Annotated in this window: 19 protein-coding genes and 1 pseudogene; 11 read left to right on the top strand and 9 right to left on the bottom strand. The window is 32.4% G+C overall.

Going from position 1 to position 21337, the window contains the following annotated elements:
* The first annotated feature begins 394 nt into the window (after window positions 1-394).
* From LNQ81_RS15310 to LNQ81_RS15275, 8 genes and pseudogenes are all read left to right on the top strand, one after another.
* Window positions 395-1198, top strand: coding sequence for a helix-turn-helix domain-containing protein (locus tag LNQ81_RS15310; protein ID WP_229948219.1), 804 nt, complete (start codon window positions 395-397; stop codon window positions 1196-1198).
* A 172-nt stretch (window positions 1199-1370) separates the two neighbouring features.
* Window positions 1371-1508 carry a hypothetical protein gene (locus tag LNQ81_RS15305; protein WP_229948217.1) on the top strand — a complete coding sequence of 46 codons (138 nt, stop codon included), beginning with the start codon at window positions 1371-1373 and terminating at the stop codon, window positions 1506-1508.
* Between the two features lie 236 nt (window positions 1509-1744).
* Window positions 1745-2428, top strand: a complete 684-nt coding sequence (locus tag LNQ81_RS15300; RefSeq protein ID WP_229948216.1) for a hypothetical protein — start codon at window positions 1745-1747, stop codon at window positions 2426-2428.
* Window positions 2429-2451: 23 nt separating this feature from the next.
* Window positions 2452-2642 (top strand): annotated as a pseudogene (locus tag LNQ81_RS15295) (hypothetical protein); the annotation flags it as partial.
* 130 nt (window positions 2643-2772) lie between these two features.
* The gene (locus tag LNQ81_RS15290) at window positions 2773-3876 is read left to right on the top strand and encodes an IS4 family transposase (protein WP_229948215.1); all 1104 of its coding nucleotides are present in this window, start codon (window positions 2773-2775) and stop codon (window positions 3874-3876) included.
* Window positions 3877-4497, top strand: a complete 621-nt coding sequence (locus tag LNQ81_RS15285) for a hypothetical protein (protein WP_229948213.1) — start codon at window positions 3877-3879, stop codon at window positions 4495-4497. It abuts the gene before it with no gap.
* A 61-nt stretch (window positions 4498-4558) separates the two neighbouring features.
* Entirely contained in the window at window positions 4559-4915 is a 357-nt protein-coding gene (locus tag LNQ81_RS15280; protein WP_229948211.1) for a DUF6713 family protein, read from the top strand.
* 69 nt (window positions 4916-4984) lie between these two features.
* Entirely contained in the window at window positions 4985-5296 is a 312-nt protein-coding gene (locus tag LNQ81_RS15275) for a hypothetical protein (protein ID WP_229948209.1), read from the top strand.
* A gap of 38 nt (window positions 5297-5334) precedes the next feature.
* Here LNQ81_RS15275 and LNQ81_RS15270 read toward each other — a convergent pair whose 3' ends face one another.
* Window positions 5335-5493, bottom strand: coding sequence for a GNAT family N-acetyltransferase (locus LNQ81_RS15270; protein ID WP_336245922.1), 159 nt, complete (start codon window positions 5491-5493; stop codon window positions 5335-5337).
* Window positions 5494-6142: 649 nt separating this feature from the next.
* Between LNQ81_RS15270 and LNQ81_RS15265 the strand changes: the two genes are divergently transcribed.
* Window positions 6143-7105 (top strand): D-2-hydroxyacid dehydrogenase family protein, encoded by a 963-nt coding sequence (locus LNQ81_RS15265; protein ID WP_229948208.1) that lies wholly within the window; start codon window positions 6143-6145, stop codon window positions 7103-7105.
* Between the two features lie 91 nt (window positions 7106-7196).
* Here the strand turns inward: LNQ81_RS15265 and pstB are convergent, their stop codons facing one another.
* From pstB to LNQ81_RS15240, 5 genes are all read right to left on the bottom strand, one after another.
* A complete protein-coding gene (gene pstB, locus LNQ81_RS15260) occupies window positions 7197-7943 on the bottom strand; it encodes a phosphate ABC transporter ATP-binding protein PstB (protein ID WP_229948206.1) in 747 nt (248 codons plus the stop codon).
* On the bottom strand, window positions 7933-8790 hold the full coding sequence (pstA, locus tag LNQ81_RS15255; protein WP_229948204.1) for a phosphate ABC transporter permease PstA: 858 nt from the start codon (window positions 8788-8790) through the stop codon (window positions 7933-7935). The genes pstB and pstA overlap by 11 nt, the downstream gene beginning before the upstream one ends.
* On the bottom strand, window positions 8780-9670 hold the full coding sequence (gene pstC / locus LNQ81_RS15250) for a phosphate ABC transporter permease subunit PstC (RefSeq protein WP_121966203.1): 891 nt from the start codon (window positions 9668-9670) through the stop codon (window positions 8780-8782). The genes pstA and pstC overlap by 11 nt, the downstream gene beginning before the upstream one ends.
* 1 nt (window position 9671) lies before the next feature.
* Window positions 9672-10535 (bottom strand): PstS family phosphate ABC transporter substrate-binding protein, encoded by an 864-nt coding sequence (locus LNQ81_RS15245; RefSeq protein WP_229948202.1) that lies wholly within the window; start codon window positions 10533-10535, stop codon window positions 9672-9674.
* A gap of 591 nt (window positions 10536-11126) precedes the next feature.
* Window positions 11127-12314 carry a calcium:cation antiporter gene (locus LNQ81_RS15240; RefSeq protein ID WP_229948200.1) on the bottom strand — a complete coding sequence of 396 codons (1188 nt, stop codon included), beginning with the start codon at window positions 12312-12314 and terminating at the stop codon, window positions 11127-11129.
* Window positions 12315-13079: 765 nt separating this feature from the next.
* Between LNQ81_RS15240 and LNQ81_RS15235 the strand changes: the two genes are divergently transcribed.
* Both LNQ81_RS15235 and LNQ81_RS15230 read left to right on the top strand, forming a co-directional pair.
* Window positions 13080-18194: a T9SS type A sorting domain-containing protein gene (locus LNQ81_RS15235; RefSeq protein ID WP_229948198.1), complete on the top strand. Its 5115-nt coding sequence runs from the start codon at window positions 13080-13082 to the stop codon at window positions 18192-18194.
* Window positions 18195-18196: 2 nt separating this feature from the next.
* The gene (locus LNQ81_RS15230) at window positions 18197-19084 is read left to right on the top strand and encodes an outer membrane beta-barrel protein (RefSeq protein ID WP_229948196.1); all 888 of its coding nucleotides are present in this window, start codon (window positions 18197-18199) and stop codon (window positions 19082-19084) included.
* An 82-nt stretch (window positions 19085-19166) separates the two neighbouring features.
* Here LNQ81_RS15230 and LNQ81_RS15225 read toward each other — a convergent pair whose 3' ends face one another.
* The 3 genes from LNQ81_RS15225 to LNQ81_RS15215 form a co-directional block, all read right to left on the bottom strand.
* Window positions 19167-19691: a hypothetical protein gene (locus tag LNQ81_RS15225; RefSeq protein ID WP_229948195.1), complete on the bottom strand. Its 525-nt coding sequence runs from the start codon at window positions 19689-19691 to the stop codon at window positions 19167-19169.
* A 225-nt stretch (window positions 19692-19916) separates the two neighbouring features.
* Entirely contained in the window at window positions 19917-20153 is a 237-nt protein-coding gene (locus LNQ81_RS15220; protein ID WP_229948193.1) for a VF530 family protein, read from the bottom strand.
* Window positions 20154-20513: 360 nt separating this feature from the next.
* Window positions 20514-20702 carry a hypothetical protein gene (locus LNQ81_RS15215; protein ID WP_229948191.1) on the bottom strand — a complete coding sequence of 63 codons (189 nt, stop codon included), beginning with the start codon at window positions 20700-20702 and terminating at the stop codon, window positions 20514-20516.
* Window positions 20703-21337 lie beyond the last annotated feature (635 nt).

Here is a 21337-nt window from a genome sequence, read left to right as displayed (position 1 = left end):
ATTCTAAATACTTAATTTTATATCTTAGCCAATTATTGAAAAATATAATGATATAACTTCATAATTTGAGAATTATATTTATTTAAGAGGTTAAATTCACTAAATTTTAAACTTTTAATAAATATGGTTCTTAAGAAGAGTGATTAGTAATTTGCAAACTAAGCTTATTGTGAAATATTGTAAAAAGTTCCAATAGTATTTTGAATTCCCCCCTTCTAATACGAAGTAACTATTTTACTATTTTCAAGTAAAAAGCTAGATGGTTTATTACCATTTGTAATGATTATCGTAGAGATTTAGTTAAGCAATTTTACAATGATTTATTCTGTTGTAAAACGTAGCTTAATCGATGCTGTATTTTGAGATTCAAAATAATTGAAAAAATTAGTAAAAAATGAAAAGTTTATTAATTCTGTTTTTAACTGTATTTACAGTGGGAAACCAGACAGTTAATTGGCAGAAAACAAATACCTATTTGATGGATGAAGGAAACTCATACATTCAATGGGTAAAAGGACAGTTCTTTCAAATAAAGGATACAGAATATGACTTAAATATAAGTTTAAATCTATTAACTATGTCTGATGAAGATTTTACATTAATAGAAGGAGATAATGTAAGCGATAGTTCTTTATCACAGTCTTTAGTAAATAGATGGAATGCTTTCTTATTGTTAAGCATAGTCTCTTTTGGCATAGCAATTAAGTATTTTAAGAGAAGAGAGTATATTCTTGCCAATAATGCTATTACTAAATTAGAAAGGGATAGTAAAGAAAACTGCTGTATTGTAAACGACAATTCACTAGACTTAGATAGCGAAAGAAGATATATTACCTTAGAGCGGGAAATAGCTATTTTAAAACAAGTCGACTCTTTTGAAAAAGGTAGAGATTTTCTAGACAAGAATATATCATTAAATCTATTGTCTGCTAGATTTGGAGTTAATCACCGTTATTTATCTTATGTAGTTAATAAACATAAAGAATGTGATTTTGCAACTTATGTTAACGAGTTGAGAGTTATGTACATTGTATCCTGTTTAGAAAACAAACCACAGTATTTAAAATATAAAATTAGTTATTTGGCAGAACAATCTGGTTTTGCATCTCATAGTCGTTTTACAGTTACTTTTAAGAAAGTGACGGGGTATCCTCCTTCAGTATTTATTAATAATTTAAGAAAAAGTAAAGTGAAATAAAATTACTATTTTGTTCTAAGAAGTAAATTTATTTTGTTACTGATTGATAAAGATTATCCTTACCAGTAATCCTATAGAACAAGATTTTTAATAGGCATCAGAAGAAAGAACGTTGTATTTATTTTAACTTTGCAGTCAGAAAGGGATTTGTGTATCATTAATACAGCTATAAATGGGAAGAAATACTCCTGCTAATAGAAAGGCAGTAAAGGATAAGATCGATAGAAAGAAACAAAAAGAACAAGAGGCTGCAGCTAAACGCAAAGCTCTTCTTAAGGAAATAGTAAATCAAGCTGCTAATAAGAAATAATCTTTTTTAGCAGATTATACAAGACAGAGAGTCTGTATCAAGTGTATAAGCTTGGTATAGACTTTTTTTGTTTATGATTAGTAACTTTAATCTTCTTATATTTATCTGTAAATTAATATAGTACTGATAGGAGTAATTATACTACCATTTATATTTAGAGGTCTTTGTCTCTCGATTATGGCAGGTTATGGTACTTAGAGTCAAAGTGTATAAACTTATATCTATAAAATTAAATTATGAATAAAGATTTTGAAGCATTTAAAAAAGATATTTCGTGGTTTATAAGTAATACTGATAAAGTTGAATTCATTAATAAAGGTGAGATAATTCAGTTATCAGAAGAGTTTAAAAATACTTACCCCTTTTTGACTGGGCTTATCCTAAAAGCAAGAGTTCTAAACTTGACAGTTAATAATGAATTATACAAGCTTTTTTCTTGGACTAATAAAGATAATTTAAGCTGTGGTTGGTTGAATAAAATAGAAGAAAACACTGCCTCAGAACTTAATTTAATAGAGGAACACAAGCTTTTATTAAGTGAAATAGGGGGGATACAAGAATCTTATAAACGACCTAAATATAGCCTATGTAATAATCAAAACTTTATGTTCATAGGTTCAGAATGCTACTTAGGACTTGATGGTTGGGATGATTTGTATATACAATTGTGTGAATCAGAAGATAAAAAGCCAATTGACTTCAAGGACTTTATATGCTTTGTAGAAGAGGCTAATGGAAACGTGACTTTATATGATCCTAAAACGAAAGAGGTGATGCTATACGCACACGATCATTGTTTTGATAATGTGGAATGTGTGGAAAATCAGCCTGAGTATACATTTTATAAGATTAATGAAGTAGATAGTTTTGTCGATTATGTTGAAACCCTAGCTAAGGAGTGGAAGGCAATAGTTATTTAATAAACTAATCTGTTTTATGACGATATACAATATCTACTTTTTCTATATGGAAGACGCAGAAGGATATGTTAGATATGGTAAAATAGACCAACCTCATCGACATATTGACGCAATGAAGGAGAGAGAAAGAAAGGACTTTCACTATGAGTTTACCACCCTCAGGTTTAGCGTTATTTCAGTGTTTGGGGAGTGGAGTGAAGGAGTTAAGAATTAAATAATCTATACTATGAATTATCTTAGTACCCGACAAAAATGTTAAATATCTGATTTACAACAAAATAGGCGAGACATATGTTTGTAAAAAAGGCTGATATTCAGTATCTTAAAGGAAAAATTCTCACGTAATGCCTTTAGAAACGAACAACAGCCTAGATTACAAAAGTACAGAACTTTTAACGATATTAAAAGGAGGTTTTAAGGATAAACTCAATTTAGCTAGGATCAGTTTTATTTCCTTATTTATCGTGGCTCTATGCAAAGTAAAGTCAGTCAATTTTACAAATATATCTATAGCATTTGACAACTCAGTTAAAGCAGAAAGTAACTGTAGGCGTATTCAACGTTTTGTTTATGATGCTAAGTTAACATCTGAACTTGTAGCTAAGTTCATCTTTGCTATTCTTCCTAAACAAGATAAATATACCCTTGTTATAGATCGTACAAACTGGAAGTTTGGAAATCAAAACATCAACATACTGATGCTTGGTGTTTGTTACAAAAATGTTGCTTTCCCTTTAATATTTAAGATGTTAGATAAAAAAGGAAACTCAAATACCAATGAGAGAAAAGAACTCATTAATGATTTTATAGAATGGTTTGGAAAAGATTGTATAGAGTGCTTATTAGCTGATAGAGAGTTTATTGGAGAACGTTGGATAGAATATTTGAATAACGAAAGAATTAGGTATTATATACGTATTCGAAACAATTTTAAAGTTTATCTACCTCATAAGCAAGAAGATAAATATGCATATCATCTGTTTTACAATTTAAAAGTTGGAGAGTTTAGAGCTTATGAAAAAATTGTGTATCTACATGGACAACTATGTTATCTGTCAGCCACAAAGATAATGACAGATGGCAAAACTGATTATTGTATAATTGTAAGTTTTAATAAATCCGAAAATGCTTCTGAAAAATATAAAGAAAGATGGCAAATAGAAACATTATTTAGAGCAATGAAGTCAAGTGGTTTTAATATTGAAGACACGCATTTAAAGTGTATTAAAAAACTTGAACAGCTCATTATGCTAGTAATGCTTGCACTTGTTTGGTGCTATAAAATTGGAGATTATATCGATACATACATTAAACCTATATCCTTCAAAAAACATAGTAATAGAAGTATTAGTGTAGTAAAATTAGGCCTTGATTACTTGGCTAGACTATTTCATTCTAAAGTTAATCAACTAAATATCAATGTATTTTGTTTTTTGTCGTGTACTTAGATGAATTATACTTACTTTTTATATGGTTTAGTGGTTTGGATAACCCTGAGTATTGTTATTAGAAGAATAGCTAGGTCTTCTAAAACACCTAAGTTATCCCATAGCCAACCTTCTCCTTTAGGAGTTGAGTTAATAGAGGTTGGCTTTCTTCAGTACGCTAATCCTGAGTTGATTGATTCATTAGAATTAGATATCATCGAGTCGTTCTATATCCACGATGACGAAACGTATAAATTTGCTCATATAGATGCAGAGGCAATGGCAGAGTTTAACTTTAACTTCTTTCTTCCTCGGCTAAATAAAATGCTCGGAAAAAGAGCCCTTGAACTTGAAGTAAAGGTAGCTGATGATTATGAACAGACCTATGATATCATTATTAATGAAAATAAAATCAACTTATATACACAGTATGATCTAGATAATGACTTGGTATGGGATACTTCAGTACGGAATTTCTTTAAAGAGGTAAATGCCATATTACAGTATAACTTTATAAAAGAGAGGTTTTACTTGGTATCAGGTGGAAATGACTTAGCAACGTTGTTACTTACGGATAAAGAGTTTTTAATTATTATGGAATACTTTAAAGATAATCCTAATGAAATACCTTATAAACCTTAGATATTTAAAGTATAAAATAGTAGTAAAGTAATAACACTAAATTCAAGTTAAATACATATTTATGACACATCATTTTTTCTTTTACTTAGGGCTATCATTTATGTTAATGCATGAGATGGATGCTGTCCGTTGTAAAGAATGGAGAATATTTCCAGGGCTTTCCTCTTTAAGTGATAAGCTAGGACAAGTTGTATTTATCATAGTGCATCTACCTTTGTTTTTAGCTCTATTTTGGGGATTGAGTAATACTGAAGATATAGATAGATTTAGCTTTTATGGAAGTACTTTTATGTTGGTTCATCTTTGTCTTCATCTTGTGTATTTAAAACATAAAAATAATGAGTTTAAAGATACACTCTCTTGGACTATAATAAGTGGGGCAGGAGCCTGTGGTTTGGTCGATTTGATTATCATGTAACTTGGTTATAAATAAGATGAATTAACTAATAGAACAAAGAGAGTTTCGCAATATTAAGAAAGAATAATTATGACTGCAGAAGAATTTGTAAAAGGTTTCTATAAAGAAAAACAGTACCTATTAAAAGATTATCTTACAGATAATTCTAAGACAAAGGTAGCTCATTTGATAAAATCATTAAATCTTAATGAGAATCAGACTAATATTATGCGTGAAATTATAGATGCTACATTAACAGATGTATTATATACTGTGTTGTTAGGATTAGATGGAGAGGCTGTAATTGGGGATAATCAAAGTATGTATGAGATAAAAGATGAAGATGGAAATATCATAAGTGGTAATATAGAATCTTATGCGTACCAATATTTTCAAGAATAAATAATGTTATATTATTATCTTAAAAATAGAAGATAGCCTTACCTCACCCTTAACCACATACTCATATTATTATAATATCTACCATTGTCTTTAATAAAGTTAGGAATAACATCTATTTCTTTAAAGCCTAAATTCTTATAAAGATTGATACCTGCTGCATTCTCTGTATAGACTTGTAATGTGATTATCTCTAGTATATTATCTCCTTTAGCCCATTTAAGTCAGCTCCTTTCTTATATGTTCAATTTACTTTCGTAACTTTGCCTAACATCTATTTTCTTATAAATCAATGTTTTTAGCCCCTCTAAGGCTTACATATCTTATCACTTACCTCAAGAAAAAAAGAAACTCCTTTACTTATCAATTCTTAGTTATACAGTTGCTATATGGTTTTATATGAAAGTATATTGACAGCATCCTGCGTGCATAGTGTGTCCATTAAAAAGGCTGTTTTAATGGACTCACAATGGACTCAGTCAAACCAAGACAGCATGAAGATGGCTATCCTTCCTATTAACGTATATTATTCTGATTATTTTTAGATATTCGCCTAGAAGATTGGCATAAAAAAAACTATTGAGTTCTTAAAATCAATACTTTGTAAAGATACATATTAAAACCAAAACATTTTGTACATCTTTGTTTTTTGCTATAAAATAAAATTATAAAGTCAAGATGACTTCAGTTACAAGTAGAATAAAAAACAACGTTAAGATATTCTAATAATAGCACGGATATACCTTCGTTTTTTGTACTTTTCCTTACGAAAAGGAAGTAGGTCAAGTAGGCTATTTACCTTTAAAGATATAAATGATTTACAATCGTAAATTTATAAAACTCAAAGAAATGAAAATAACGATATTAGATGATTATCAGCATGTAATCAAAACCCTAGAATGCTTTGACTTATTAAAGGAACAAGAGGTATCAGTCTTGCACCAGTCAGAGAAAGATAATGCTAAGTTAGTTGACTTATTAAAGGATACAGAGATTTTAGTGCTAACAAGAGAAAGAACTGAGATAACGGAAGAATTGTTGAGTAAGTTACCCAACCTAAAGTTGATTAGTCAAACAGGTAAGGTATCTAACCATCTTAATCTAGATATTTGTACACAGTATAACGTAGCTGTAGCAGAGGGTATAGGTTCTCCTGTTGCTCCTACAGAGTTGACTTGGGCATTGATACTAAATACAGTTAGAAAAATTCCTCAAGCTATACAAGGTATGAGAGAAGGGAAGTGGCAAATTAATATTGGTACTAATGTGAGTGGTAAGACTGTTGGTATTTGGGGATATGGCAAGATAGGGCAGAAGTTAGCTCAGTATGCAAAGGCATTTGATGCTAAAGTATTAGTATGGGGAAGTGAATCTTCTAGAGCTAAGGCTGTAGAAGATGGCTTTATGAGTGCAGATACTAAAGAGGCATTTTTTAGTACAGCTGATATTATTACTGTTAATCTAAGACTAAACAAGGATACTTATGGTATAGTTAAAGAAGCTGATCTAAAACTGATGAAAGAAAATGCAGTAGTAGTCAATACTGCTAGAGCTGAGTTGATAGAACGTGGAGCACTAGTAAATGTATTAAATAGTGGACAGAAAATATTAGTAGGAGTAGATGTATATGAAGAAGAGCCGATATATGACACCAACTATGAGTTGTTACATTTTGAAAATGTAGTTTGTACGCCACATATAGGGTATGTGGAAGAATCTAGTTATGAGATATATTTCGGAACAGCTTTCGAAAATGTGATAAGTTATATTAATGGTAATCCGATAAATATCGCTAACCCACAGGTATTATAAAAACCAAAAGGCACTCTGATAAAGAGTGCCTTTGATATTAACAAGTTGACTTATTAATGACTAAGTAGGTAAGTGGTCTACTATTATTATATTATCCAAAGACCCCATTGATGTAGTTCTTTGTCATTTCATGTTTAGGATTCTCAAAGATATCTTGAGTCAATCCGCTTTCTTTCACTTCACCCAAGTACATAAAATACGTTTGATCAGCAATACGCTGTGCTTGTTGCATATTATGGGTTACGATAGCGATCGTGTACTTTTCTTTAAGGTGTAGAATAAGCTCTTCTATTTTAAGCGTACTCACTGGGTCAAGAGCAGAACATGGCTCATCCATCAAGATAACCTCAGGTCTTAGAGCAACTGCTCTAGCGATACACAGACGTTGCTGCTGTCCTCCTGATAGGCGGTGAGCAGGCATCTTTAAATCGTCTTTTACCTCATCCCATAAGAAGGCCTCTGTTAAGGCTTTTTCAATTACACCCTTATCGTGAGGTAAGTTGTTTATCTTTAATCCGTAAGCGATATTGTCATAGATACTCTTAGGGAAAGGGTTTGCTTTTTGAAACACCATTCCGATGCGCTTTCTAATCTCTGTTACGGGAATATTCTTTGAATAAATATCAATATCCTCAAGCATGATCTTTCCGTTGATCTTAGCGTAAGGTACTAAGTCATGCATGCGGTTAAAGCTTCTAAGTAAAGTACTCTTACCACAACCTGATGGTCCGATAAGGGCAGTTATTTTATTTTCTTCAAACTCGACGTTTACACTTTTTAAAACTTGCTTGTTTGCAAAACTGATACTTAAGTTTTGTGCAGATAATTTAGTTTTCATTTTTTCTGAATTTATAACGGATATAAAATGCGCTTAAGTTTAATAGGAACACGACTAAAATTAGTACTAATGCTGTTCCGTAGGCGATAGGTCTAACTTCATCAATAGCTTGATGTTGTGTAGATAACATATATAAGTGATAAGGGAGAGCCATAAACTCTTGGTTTACATATCCATTCGTATCACTGATATAGAATGCAGCACCTGTGAATAGGATAGGAGCTGTCTCACCAGCCGCTCTTGATAGCGTTAGTACTACTCCTGTTAATATCCCAGGTACAGCAGAAGGTATCACGACATCTTTGATAGTCTCAAATTTAGTTGCACCCACTGCTAATGCAGCTTCTCTTGTACTATTTGGTATTTGCATTAATGCCTCTTCTGTTGTGGTAATAATATAGGGTAGAGATAATAACCCTAAAGTAAGACCTGCTGCTAATAGAGATGTACCTAATGATAATGCCTGTACAAATAATGCTAATCCAAATAATCCGTAGATAATAGAAGGTACTCCTGACAAGTTACGTATCGCTGCACGGATAATCTTTGTTAGCCAATTGTTCTCTGCATACTCGTTTAAGTAGATTGCACAGAATACACCAAATGGAATACTAAATAGCGCAGTGATTAAGGTGATTAATACTGTACCAATAATAGGAGTAAGGATACCACCTTTAGTCATTCCTTCTTTAGGAATAGTAGTGATAAACTCCCATGATAAGCTACCTACGCCTTTAGTGACAATCTCAAGGATAATCACTACAAGGAAGAAACACACGATAAGTGTTGTTCCTACTAATGTTCCCCATTCAATGATAGAGGAAAATCTAAATCTTTTATGCAGCATGGTATTTTCTTAATCTGTTTATAAAATATTCTCCTACTAAGTTGGCGATTAATGTCATAAAGAACAGTACTGTTGCCAATGCGTATAATCCGTAGTAGTGTGTAGTCTGATAAGGAACTTCTCCCATCTCAATAGCGATAGTCGCTGTCATCGTTTTTACTGAATCAAAGAATCCTGTAGGAATTAGAGCGGCGTTACCTGTAGCCATCAGTACTGTCATCGTCTCTCCGATAGCTCTACCAACACCTAACATAATAGCTGATATAATACCAGGACCTGCAGCAGGGATAATGACTTTGCGTAGTGTCTGCCACTTGGTAGCTCCTACACCGTAGCTTGCCTCCTTGTACATTTTAGGTACAGCATGTATAGCATCTTCTGCAATCGTGATAATAGTAGGCAACGCCATAATAGCAAGTAATATCGCTCCGTTTAAGGCATTTAAACCGTTTGGTAGATTAGCCATATCAGCTAATCCAGGGCTTACTACTACGATACCTAAGAAACCGATTACAACTGAAGGTACTGCAGCTAACATCTCAACTGCTGGCTTTAGGATATTCTTTAATCTTTTGCCTGCGTATTCAGAGATAAATGCAGCTGTTCCGATACCTAGAGGAATAGCGATAAGCATAGCTCCGAAGGTTACTATTGTTGTACTTAATATAAGCGGAAGCATTCCATATTGAGGATTCTTACCTGTAGGATTCCACTCCATTCCAGTGATGAAATCAAGTGGTTTAACATCCATGAAGAAAGATATTGAGTTGTATATTAGCATTGCTAATATACCTCCTAATAAGAAAAGCACTAAAAGACCAGTTGCTTTAAAGATATACTTGAATGCGATATCTAAGCCTATTCTAATTTTATATTTCATTTTATGGTCGTTCTATGATATAATACCCGTGATCAATGATTATTTTCTTACCTATTTCACTACTTTCAAAGTCAACAAAAGGCTTTACCTTCTCCCAAGAGTCTTCTAATATGAATTGATATAGTGGTCTTTGGAAGAAATATAGACTGTTATTAATCGTTGCTGCATCTATCGGTGAGAAAGCTTGAGAAGTAGCAGTTTCTTTAATATTAAGAATCTTTACAGTAGGGTTAGCAGATACCTCGTGTGAAATATATCCTGCACCGACGTAGCCTATCCCTGATTTGTCTGCTTTCACTCCTTCTAATATCTGAGCATTACCTGTCATTTCTTTAGCTGCATTAGAGAACTCTATCTTTAGTTTCTTTTTGATAAAAGAATGTGTTCCAGAGCTACTTTGACGACCGTAGATGTTAATAGGTAGATCTACTGCAGTGACTTGATTCCAATTAGTAATCTCTCCTTTTAGAATCTTAGCTAGTGTTTCAAGATCTATTTCATTAATTGGTAAATCTTTGTGCACGACAAAAGCAGTTGCATCTTCAGCAAATACAACAGTGCGTACTTTGATGTTCTTGTCTTCAAATTGTTTGATTTCTTTATCCGATAAAGGACGAGAAGAGTTAGCGATGTCTGCTTGACCATTTAATAAGGAAGTAATTCCTATACCAGATCCTCCGCCAGAGATGGCAATACTAAAGTTAGCATCTATTTGAGTATATTTCTCAGCCAGATTAACCGCTAGGTTCACTTCGGTATCAGACCCTTTCATTTTAATTGAATGGTTCTTGTTACCGCAAGAAAGTAGTAATAAGGAAGAAAAGACTAATACACCTTTTCTTACAAATAAATAGTGTTTTTTCATCGAGAACAAAGTACCTATCTAATTGTAATCTGTGGGTTATTGGTATGTTACTAAAATATTAAGCAATGTTTTTTATAGATTATATAATTAGATTGATAAAATAATTAATATAACTTTATAAAGTATAGGTTATTTATTAATAGTCAATATTATTTTTAGAAACTACTTGGATTGTATGAGAAGATGTTGAGTTTAATTATTGTTTACTATGTTATTAAAAGGTTAAGAAGAAGGGTAGATTAAATATAGGTAAAGAAGATTAGGACAATCGATAGTTGATAAAATGTACTAAACTATAAATATGGCTTACCGTTAAACCCAGAATCAGTGTTAGCCAAATACTACAAAGTAATTCTATTTCATAGCCCTTTTATTAGCTCTAAAACCATACTGTAGTATGCTTGTATCGTTACTTCAAACCTATCTTGTATAATTTATTTTCGTTTATATTTCTATCACTTATTCTGGGTTAAATTAAAACACTCCTTATAGCAGTAGCTGTAAGGAGTGTTTTTTAATTAATGGAGTTGCCTTTTAAATAAGCTAAAAGCTTAAGTGAACCAACCAAGCACCTCTATTTATAAATATTAACTAAGGATTAAATATTAGTAGTGTGAACACTGCAAATAAGACTAAGTGCATAATACCCATAATAGGAGTAGTACGCTTACCTAAGAACGTCATTAGACTAAGTAGTAGGGTAATGACAAATAAAATAGTTTCTGTGCTATTCATCCCAAATAACACAGTCTTGCCTGTAATTAACCCAATGATAAGAACAGAGGGTACAGTAAGTCCCACAGTAGATACAAATGCTCCGTGACATAGGTTTATCGCACGTTGAAACTCATTATTTAGAGCTGCTTTAACAGCTGTCATAGATTCGGGTGTAAATACGATAATAGCGATTAATACACCTCCTAATAGCGTCGGTAGATTAGCTGCTTTAATACCATAGTCCACTACTACAGCCATATTATGAGATAATAGTACAATAGGTAGTATCATTCCGATTAAGATGATAGAGCGTATCCATATCTCTTTCTTTCCATCGGTAGCAGTATGTTCACTATAAGCGGTTACATTATTCGCTATAGCTCTATCTTTAAAGAGAATTTCCATTGATCCCTCTTTGGGTTGTACATATAGGTGTCTATATCCTGTCATTTGGAAATATAAGAAGACAGCATAAAGAACAATAATAAAGACCGCTAATACAACAGCTTGTGTGGTGCTAAACATACCTCCACCGGCACCTTGTATAAAATTAGGAAGTAATAAAGCGATTCCTCCTAGCATAATAATCATTGCTATATAAGACATCGTTCCTTGCGCATTATACTCTTGTTCTCCATATTTAAGCCCCCCTAATAGGATACATAATCCTATCACTAAGTTCATAATGATCATCATGACAGAGAAGATAGAGTCTTTACCAATAGTAGGGTTTTCTCCAGGACCTAACATTACTGCTGAGATTAAGATTACCTCTATAGATACAATAGATAAAGTAAGAATAAGTGTTCCGAAAGGTTCTCCTAGTTTATGTGCAAGTTCATCCGCTTCTTTTACTACGCCAAAAGCAGCGACTATAATAGTCAATAGTAGTACTATGAAAACAGTAGTTGCTACTAAGGGAGAGAGTGAGTCTCCTATAATAGCTCCTCCAAATACCATAAACAGTATGACGATAAGCCATACACCTATTAAGCGTATTCTTGTTTTGGTTGGAAAAATACTCGCTAAGGATAACCCTTTGTTTACATTGTCTTGTGTCATAATTTATCTCTTATTTTTATAGGTCAAAAGTATAGTCTCTCGTTATTTTACTAATTATCAAATGATAAATAATATAGATTTAAATGTTAAAAACCAGAGTTCGATAAATAATAGGATTTTATAAAACACATAAGAGATACACATACACACTATAGAATTGTAAATGTATGAATATCCCATTACTTATTGTGGGATTTTAAACTTTATAAATAGTTGATTATGAAATATATTCCTTCTCAATACGGATCTTTAGACTAGAGGTAGTTTTCTACAGATTTCCATTATAGATTACTAGAGGGTTGCTTGCACCTTTTTTTGAGAAAACCACCTTCTGGGCAAGTAAACCTTAAGGATAATCCTAGTAATCTCCTAGAAAGTGCAAGGAAAAGATTGTTTATTACTCATAAGTAATGGAGTTAAAATTCTCAGTTCAATTTAGAAAAATAAGATTATAGGCTATTTTTAGACTATCACAATACTTCACATAGCGACAAAAATTTACATGCTTAATGTCTTTATGGTTTTAATGTATTGTTTTTAAGGTTGTTATGTTTTGTCCACCCCTTTGTCCACCCTTATAAAAGCAATACTCTTAGATGGAATTATAATTTTATTGTCTAGAGCTAATTTTTGAAATTCACCACACTCAACCAATAGCTAAATTTATAATAGTAAACAGATTAATGATTTTTCTTTGTAGAGAAGTCCTGTTTTTTTGTAGTGTAGGTGTTTTTAGAATAGTGAATCTAACTAAACAATACGAATATGAAAAAACTATTACTATTATTTCTTTTCTTGATTAGCTGTTTTTTAATGGCTAATACATCTTATAAGATGTCTAAAACTACTCTAGATGGGGCTAGTGATAGATTTAATTCTGATTTGGTATTTTCTCTAAGGCCATATACTTTTATTAATAAGAACTATTATCAGGTGTTACCTGTCTTAAAGAATAGTATTAAGGCAGTAGATATTAATTGTTTAGGTAGGAAATCAGGAGTTATAACTGGGATTATAGAAGGGTTAGATGAAACAAAAGTATACTATGTTGAGTTGCTGAGCAGTACAGGAATAATACTTAAAAGTGAGAAAATAGTTGGTGGAGTTGTATTGTTTTCTGAGCTTGAGATAGGCGAGTATAGAGTTAGAGTATATTTAGATACTACAACAATATTTGTTTTTGACCAAAACTATACTATTTCAGATTCTAATATCTTAAAGGCGGATATTTCTAAGACTAATATAAGTTGCAGAGGAGCAAGTGATGGATCCATTACTGTTAATCCTTCCAAAGGAACACCGCCATATAGTTATTTATGGAGTAATGGAGCTACTAGTTCAAGTATATCAGATTTATCAGCAGGTACTTATAGCGTTACAGTTACAGACGGAAGTGGGTGTAAAGTACAAGCTAATGCTACAATCAATGAACCATCTTCATTAGTAGCTAAAGCTACACATAGTAATGTTAGTTGTTACAATGGTACTGATGGAACAGCTAAAGTAATTGTAGTCGGAGGAACGCTACCTTATACTTATTTATGGGATAATGGAGCTACTAGTGCAAGTATATCAGAATTATCAGCAGGTATTTATAGCGTTACAGTTACAGACGGTAGTGGGTGTACTGCTCAAGCAAATGTTACAATCAATGAACCCGCTGCATTAGTTGCCACCGTAAAAGGCACTGATGTTAGTTGTCATAGTGGTACAGATGGAACAGCTACAGTAGCTGTACTAGGAGGAACGCTGCCATATAGTTATTTATGGAGTAATGGAGGTACTAGTTCAAGTATATCAGAATTATCAGTAGGTACTTATAATGTTACAGTTACAGATGGTAGTGGGTGTAAAGTACAAGCAAATGTTACAATCAACGAACCTGCTGCATTAGTTGCCACCGTTACAGGTACAGATGTTAGTTGTCATAGTGGTACTGATGGGACAGCTACAGTAATTGTAGTCGGAGGAACGCTACCTTATACTTATTTATGGAGTAATGGAGGTACTAGTTCAAGTATATCAGAATTATCAGAAGGTACTTATAGCGTTACAGTTACAGATGGTAGTGGGTGTACTGCTCAAGCAAATGTTACAATCAACGAACCTGCTGCATTAGTTGCCACCGTTACAGGTACAGATGTTAGTTGTCATAGTGGTACTGATGGGACAGCTACAGTAATTGTAGTCGGAGGAACACCGCCTTATAGTTATTTATGGGATAATGGAGCTACTAGTTCAAGTATATCAGAATTATCAGAAGGTACTTATAGCGTTACAGTTACAGATGGTAGTGGGTGTACTGCTCAAGCAAATGTTACAATCAATGAACCCGCTGCATTAGTTTCCACCGTAAAAGGAGTAGATGTTAGTTGTCATAGTGGTACTGATGGAACAGCTACAGTAGCTGTACTAGGAGGAACGCTGCCTTATAGTTATTTATGGAGTAATGGAGGTACTAGTTCAAGTATATCAGAATTATCAGCAGGTACTTATAGCGTTACAGTTACAGATGGTAGTGGGTGTAAAGTACAAGCAAATGTTACAATCAACGAACCCGCTGCATTAGTTGCCACCGTAAAAGGAACAGATGTTAGTTGTCATAGTGGTACTGATGGGACAGCTACAGTAATTGTAGTCGGAGGAACGCTACCTTATACTTATTTATGGAGTAATGGAGGTACTAGTTCAAGTATATCAGAATTATCAGAAGGTACTTATAGCGTTACAGTTACAGATGGTAGTGGGTGTACTGCTCAAGCAAATGTTACAATCAACGAACCTGCTGCATTAGTTGCCACCGTTACAGGTACAGATGTTAGTTGTCATAGTGGTACTGATGGGACAGCTACAGTAATTGTAGTCGGAGGAACACCGCCTTATAGTTATTTATGGGATAATGGAGCTACTAGTTCAAGTATATCAGAATTATCAGAAGGTACTTATAGCGTTACAGTTACAGATGGTAGTGGGTGTACTGCTCAAGCAAATGTTACAATCAATGAACCCGCTGCATTAGTTTCCACCGTAAAAGGAGTAGATGTTAGTTGTCATAGTGGTACTGATGGAACAGCTACAGTAGCTGTACTAGGAGGAACGCTGCCTTATAGGTATTTATGGGATAATGGAGCTACTAGTTCAAGTATATCAGAATTATCAGCAGGTATTTATAGTGTTACAGTTACAGACGGTAGTGGGTGTACTGCTCAAGCAAATGTTACAATCAATGAACCCGCTGCATTAGTTGCCACCGTAAAAGGAGTAGATGTTAGTTGTCATAGTGGTACTGATGGAACAGCTACAGTAGCTGTACTAGGAGGAACGCTGCCATATAGTTATTTATGGAGTAATGGAGGTACTAGTTCAAGTATATCAGAATTATCAGTAGGTACTTATAATGTTACAGTTACAGATGGTAGTGGGTGTAAAGTACAAGCAAATGTTACAATCAACGAACCTGCTGCATTAGTTGCCACCGTTACAGGTACAGATGTTAGTTGTCATAGTGGTACTGATGGGACAGCTACAGTAATTGTAGTCGGAGGAACGCTGCCATATAGTTATTTATGGAGTAATGGAGGTACTAGTTCAAGTATATCAGAATTATCAGAAGGTACTTATAGCGTTACAGTTACAGATGGTAGTGGGTGTACTGCTCAAGTAAATGTTACAATCAATGAACCCGCTGCATTAGTTGCCACCGTAAAAGGAGTAGATGTTAGTTGTCATAGTGGTACTGATGGAACAGCTACAGTAATTGTAGTCGGAGGAACGCTACCTTATACTTATTTATGGGATAATGGAGCTACTAGTGCAAGTATATCAGAATTATCAGCAGGTATTTATAGTGTTACAGTTACAGACGGTAGTGGGTGTACTGCTCAAGTAAATGTTACAATCAATGAACCCGCTGCATTAGTTGCCACCGTAAAAGGTACAGATGTTAGTTGTCATAGTGGTACTGATGGAACAGCTACAGTAGCTGTACTAGGAGGAACGCTGCCATATAGTTATTTATGGAGTAATGGAGCTACTAGTTCAAATATATCAGAATTATCAGCAGGTACTTATAGCGTTACAGTTACAGACGGTAGTGGGTGTCAAAAATATTTGGATATAAAAATTAAGGATGGAGAAATGATAGATATCCCAACTGGAAATAATAATTTAAACTATTACTATGGTGATAATACCAAAGAGTTAATAGTTGATAAAGTTTCAGGAAATAGTTTAAAATGGTATTTAGATGATAATACTACTCCTGTACAAGGGAGTAAAACAGCCCCTATACCATTAACAAATAAAGTTGGTGTTCAGGTTTATTGGGTTAGCCAGGTTAATTCTAAAGGGTGTGAAAGTGAGCTATTAAAAATACAGGTTAATGTATTACCTGCTAAATTAATAGTAACAGCTAATTCTAAATCTAAAGTATATGGATCTGTAGATCCTAAGTTAGATTATGTTGTATCAGGGGTAGTAAACGATGATAAGAAGGAAGATGTGCTAACAGGAGATGTATCTCGCGATAAAGGAGAAAACGTTGGAATATATAAGATTACACAAGGTAGTCTTAAAGTAAATAGCAATTATACATTAGTCTATAAAGAAGTTGATTTTGAAATAACTCCAGCTGTGATAAAAGGTATAGAACTTAAAGATGTAGAATATATTTATAATGGAAAAGAGTTTGCTTTATTGCTACAAGGAAAATTACCAGAAGGGATACAAGTTAAATATGAAGGAAATAGACAAATAGAGGTAGGTGAGTACGTTGTTTCTGCGTTGATAAGTGGAGCTAATTATCAAGATTTAGTTTTAAAAGCAAAACTTACAATTAGCAAGGCAGAACAAACAATTACCTTTAATAAATTATCATCAGTGGTATTCGATAAATCACTCCAATTACAAATGACAGCAACAAGTAGTTCTAGACTGCCAATTTCTTATACTTATTCATTTGAAGAGAAGGCAGCAGCGATAGTTAGTTCTTCTGGATTAGTGACTATTGTTCGCCCTGGTAGTATTGTTATAACTGCTCATCAAAAGGGAAGTAATAATTATAAGTCAGCAAAAAGTGTAAGTCAAATCCTTGTGATAAATGGTGATGATGCTAATATTATCAGCTTAACTATCAATAAGGATAAAATAAATAAACCTTCCCTAAAAGAGTTTATTACATTAAAATGTGATGACATAGGAGATATGGTTACTATAGATTTGGAGATTAGTGCAGGAGCTACAGTCAGTACAGGTCATAGTTTTAACATATCAACTCCCAAAGCGGGTATCTATCACCAAGAGATAGTAGTTACTTCTCAAAGTGGCCTTATTACTAAAACGTATGAATTGGTTATCGAACGTCCTTTTATCTTTGACGACATAGTTATTCAGAAATTCGATAATACGCTTTTGGTTAATAACAATCCATCAACTAATGGAGGGTATCGCTTTACAGGGTATAAATGGTATAGAAACGGCCAGTTAATTAGTACTGATCAAGTTTATTCTGTAGGGCATCATAAAGAGGATTTGTTAGATAAAAATGCCCTTTATAGTGTAGAATTAGTAACAGATAAAAAGGAATTGTTACATACTTGTGCTTCTATAGTTCAGTATGCACCTTCTAATACTATAAAACTATATCCAAATCCAGTAGCAAAACATGAAGTATTAGAAGTAGCACTCGATTACCCTACAGCTTCTCTTAATAATGCTGTTGCTTCTATTTATAGTCAAACAGGACAATTCTTATGGAAGGGACCACTTCACAGCCCTATATCTAAAGTACAATTACCTCATGTTTTAGTAGAGGGAGTTTATATGATGATTATTGAAATAGAAGGACAAAAAAAGACTCTTAGATTTACTGTAAAGCCTTAATTATGATGAGTTTAGATAAAAAGAAAATATATGGATTAATGCTAGTTATACTTGGAAGTACGATAAGCATTGCACAAGAAATAAATGTTTCATTAGGCGGACACCTTATTGTGAACTCTCAGAGCTATACTAATTATAAAGCAACAGGTGCATTGGGATATAACGCAGGGATGGGGTACCGTTATTATTTAAGCCCACAATGGAGTATAGGTTCAGAGGTAAGTTATCAAAGGTATAACCATAAGTTTAAAGAATTAGAGCCAAAGGGAAGTTGGAGTGCCACTGATACAGAGGAAAATAACTATGAGTTTAGGTATAAAAGTAGAAATAGAAAAGAGCAAATTAATTATCATATTATACAGATTCCCTTAACTATCCAGTATGAGACTAAAGGGCTGGTAAAGTGGTATGTACAGACAGGTTTTGGTATAGGTCTTATAGTGGGTACAGCGCAGTCTAAGATAACAATGAATGATTTGACTACTTCTGGATATTATGCTCAATGGGATGCTGTATTAAATGGACCTAACTTTATGGGGTTTGGAGATTTTAAGCAGATTAATCAAAAAAATGATTTAGCATTAAATACACGATATTCTTGGATAGTTGAGTCTGGTATAAAACAAGAATTAAGTGATAGTCAAAGTTTATATATAGGAGGTTATTTAGATTTAGGATTAAATAATTTGTCAAGAGATAGTAATTATGTAAGCAAGAATCCAATCAGTATAAAGAATGATTATGATAATTCTATTGATTTACACAGTTATTGGACGCAAGAAGAAAATAGATTAGAAAAGTTTAAGAATTATCAAATAGGAATAAAAATTAGGTATTCTTTTAAAACCAGAATGCGTGCTAGATTAATTAAGGATGATAAGTTTTACTAAATATATTTAACCTTCTGTTAAGCAGTGTCTTAATTTAGATAATACTATTTGACGAGTCTTTTGTAAACAAAAGACTCGTTTTTTATTCTATTAGGAGTAAACTATAATAATCTTGTATAGATTTAAAATATATATTTTCAATATGACCGTTAGAAATATCAAATTCACCACAAAATCTAATGATAGACGAGTGTAAATAATCAAACAGATAGTGGGGAAGTTGTTTAGTAATATGTTTTGCAATTAATACACTTAATATGTCTTCATTAAATTGAGTTTCATCATACATTCTAATCGTGTCAATTAAATTTTGAAAACGAGTACTAGACAAAAAAGAAATAGTTAAATACAATACTTCATTCTCAGTAAATTCTCTATTATGTAAAAAAGTATTAATCAATTCTGAAGTTCCTATTGAAGGAAATTTACCTTCAAGATTTACTAAATTAAATTCTTCTGTTGGGATACTCTGACTTTGATTATGTTTAGCTATGCTAAAGTCATAATATAGTGTATTCAAGATTGAAACACTTCTTCTCTTAGATTTTTCAATGAATTCAAAAGAGAAATGATTAGCTATAAAGTCTTGAGCAGTAGATGATGTCATTGTATCAAAAATTTAGTATAGAGAAGTTTTATATTTAAAATAGATATAAAACTTCCCTATTGCACTTTTATTATAACTAATTAATTGAATTCAAATTTCGAAATTAACATTTTAATCATTTAGTTGCAAGCTATATTAACAAATTGGGATGAATATAAATTACTTCATAATTAAATGAAATAAAATGTTTTAGCTTGTTAAGCTAGATTGTACTCTTTGTTTGTATTATCTATTTTGCTTTGCTTTTTGTCTAAGGACATATAGGTATAAGCTTTCAACTTTATCCCGTGCCCATGGAGTTTTCCTTAAAAACTTAAGGGAAGAATTAATACTAGGATCATGTGTAAAACAACGAATATTTATTTGATCGCCTAAACCTTCAAAACCATTATAATACTCTACTAGTTCTTCTAGGATATCAACTAATTTCTTTCCGTGTAATGGATCTTTAGATACTTGCATACTTTATATTTAAAGGCAAATATACGCTAAAAAGCTTCCTTTTAAAATTATGAATCTATTAAGTACGTGTCTGTATCGAAGTTTAAGGGGCATCCAAACTAAAAAGAAATATAGTACTTAAAATACATCTTAAGGGAGGTTTGTCTTTTACTTCACTTTAAACAAAACTGTAGGTTACTTTAACAAGAACCAACACCATCCCATTTAATTCAGGGTATGACTTTAATAGACCTTATCATATTTATGTTGGGTATAAAGTAAATAAACTATTAATTACGAATCCCATGGTTTGTCAGAGATTATTAAATGATGTTTTGTTTAGTAATAAATAACTACAAAAAACGGACATTATATACTTAATTAAGTATATGATGTTACTGATTTAAAATTAGCTGCAAATGTACTTTTGAAAACTTGGATTTCTTTTTTAGTTTTTACTTCTACTAGTTTATATAAATCCTCAGGAATGAATTTATTCTTTTCAATAATATCTTTAATTATGTATTCAGCATTGGTTTCAATATCTATTACTTTATCTTTAATTTTCATAAGTATTATTTTTTCGATGTAAAATTACAAAATATTGATATGTTATTTTGCTTTTATCATAGTTCGATTAGCAATTAGACTTATAAACTAAATAAGAGGTAAAATAAACTCCTAGTAGAGATGCTAAAATTCATTTTACTATAAAAACAATTAGTGAATAATAATATATTTCATAATCGTTATGTATCTCCGTTTAGTGTCATACTGATAATTTATAGGTTAAAGTAACTGATCATGTAAACAAGTAACTAGTTAATATACAGTAATTGTAAAAACTGGTATTATCTAGTTTAATGGGGTAATTACAACATTACACCCTCTTATTACATCAAACGGACATACATTAATCGTTTATGGTTTACTTGAGGATTTTAAGTAAGAGATAAAAGCTATATGGTTTTGTATGAATGTACATTGCTAGCATCGTGCATCCATAGTGTGTCCATTAAAACAGCCTTTTTAATTGACACACTATGGACTCACTCAAACCCATATAGCATAAAGATGCCTCTTTTATCCTATTAATGTATAATCTGATTTTTTTGTGAAATGACCTCGAAGATTGGTCTTTAAAAGGACAGTGAATTTTGAAATTCCTACATTGCAAAGATATGTATTAAATCTTACTATTTTTA

The sequence above is a fragment of the Myroides oncorhynchi genome, from assembly GCF_020905415.1.
GTDB lineage: Bacteria > Bacteroidota > Bacteroidia > Flavobacteriales > Flavobacteriaceae > Flavobacterium > Flavobacterium oncorhynchi_A.
The sequence above is the reverse complement of the archived record's forward strand: the minus strand, read 5'-3'. Positions and strand labels throughout refer to the sequence as shown.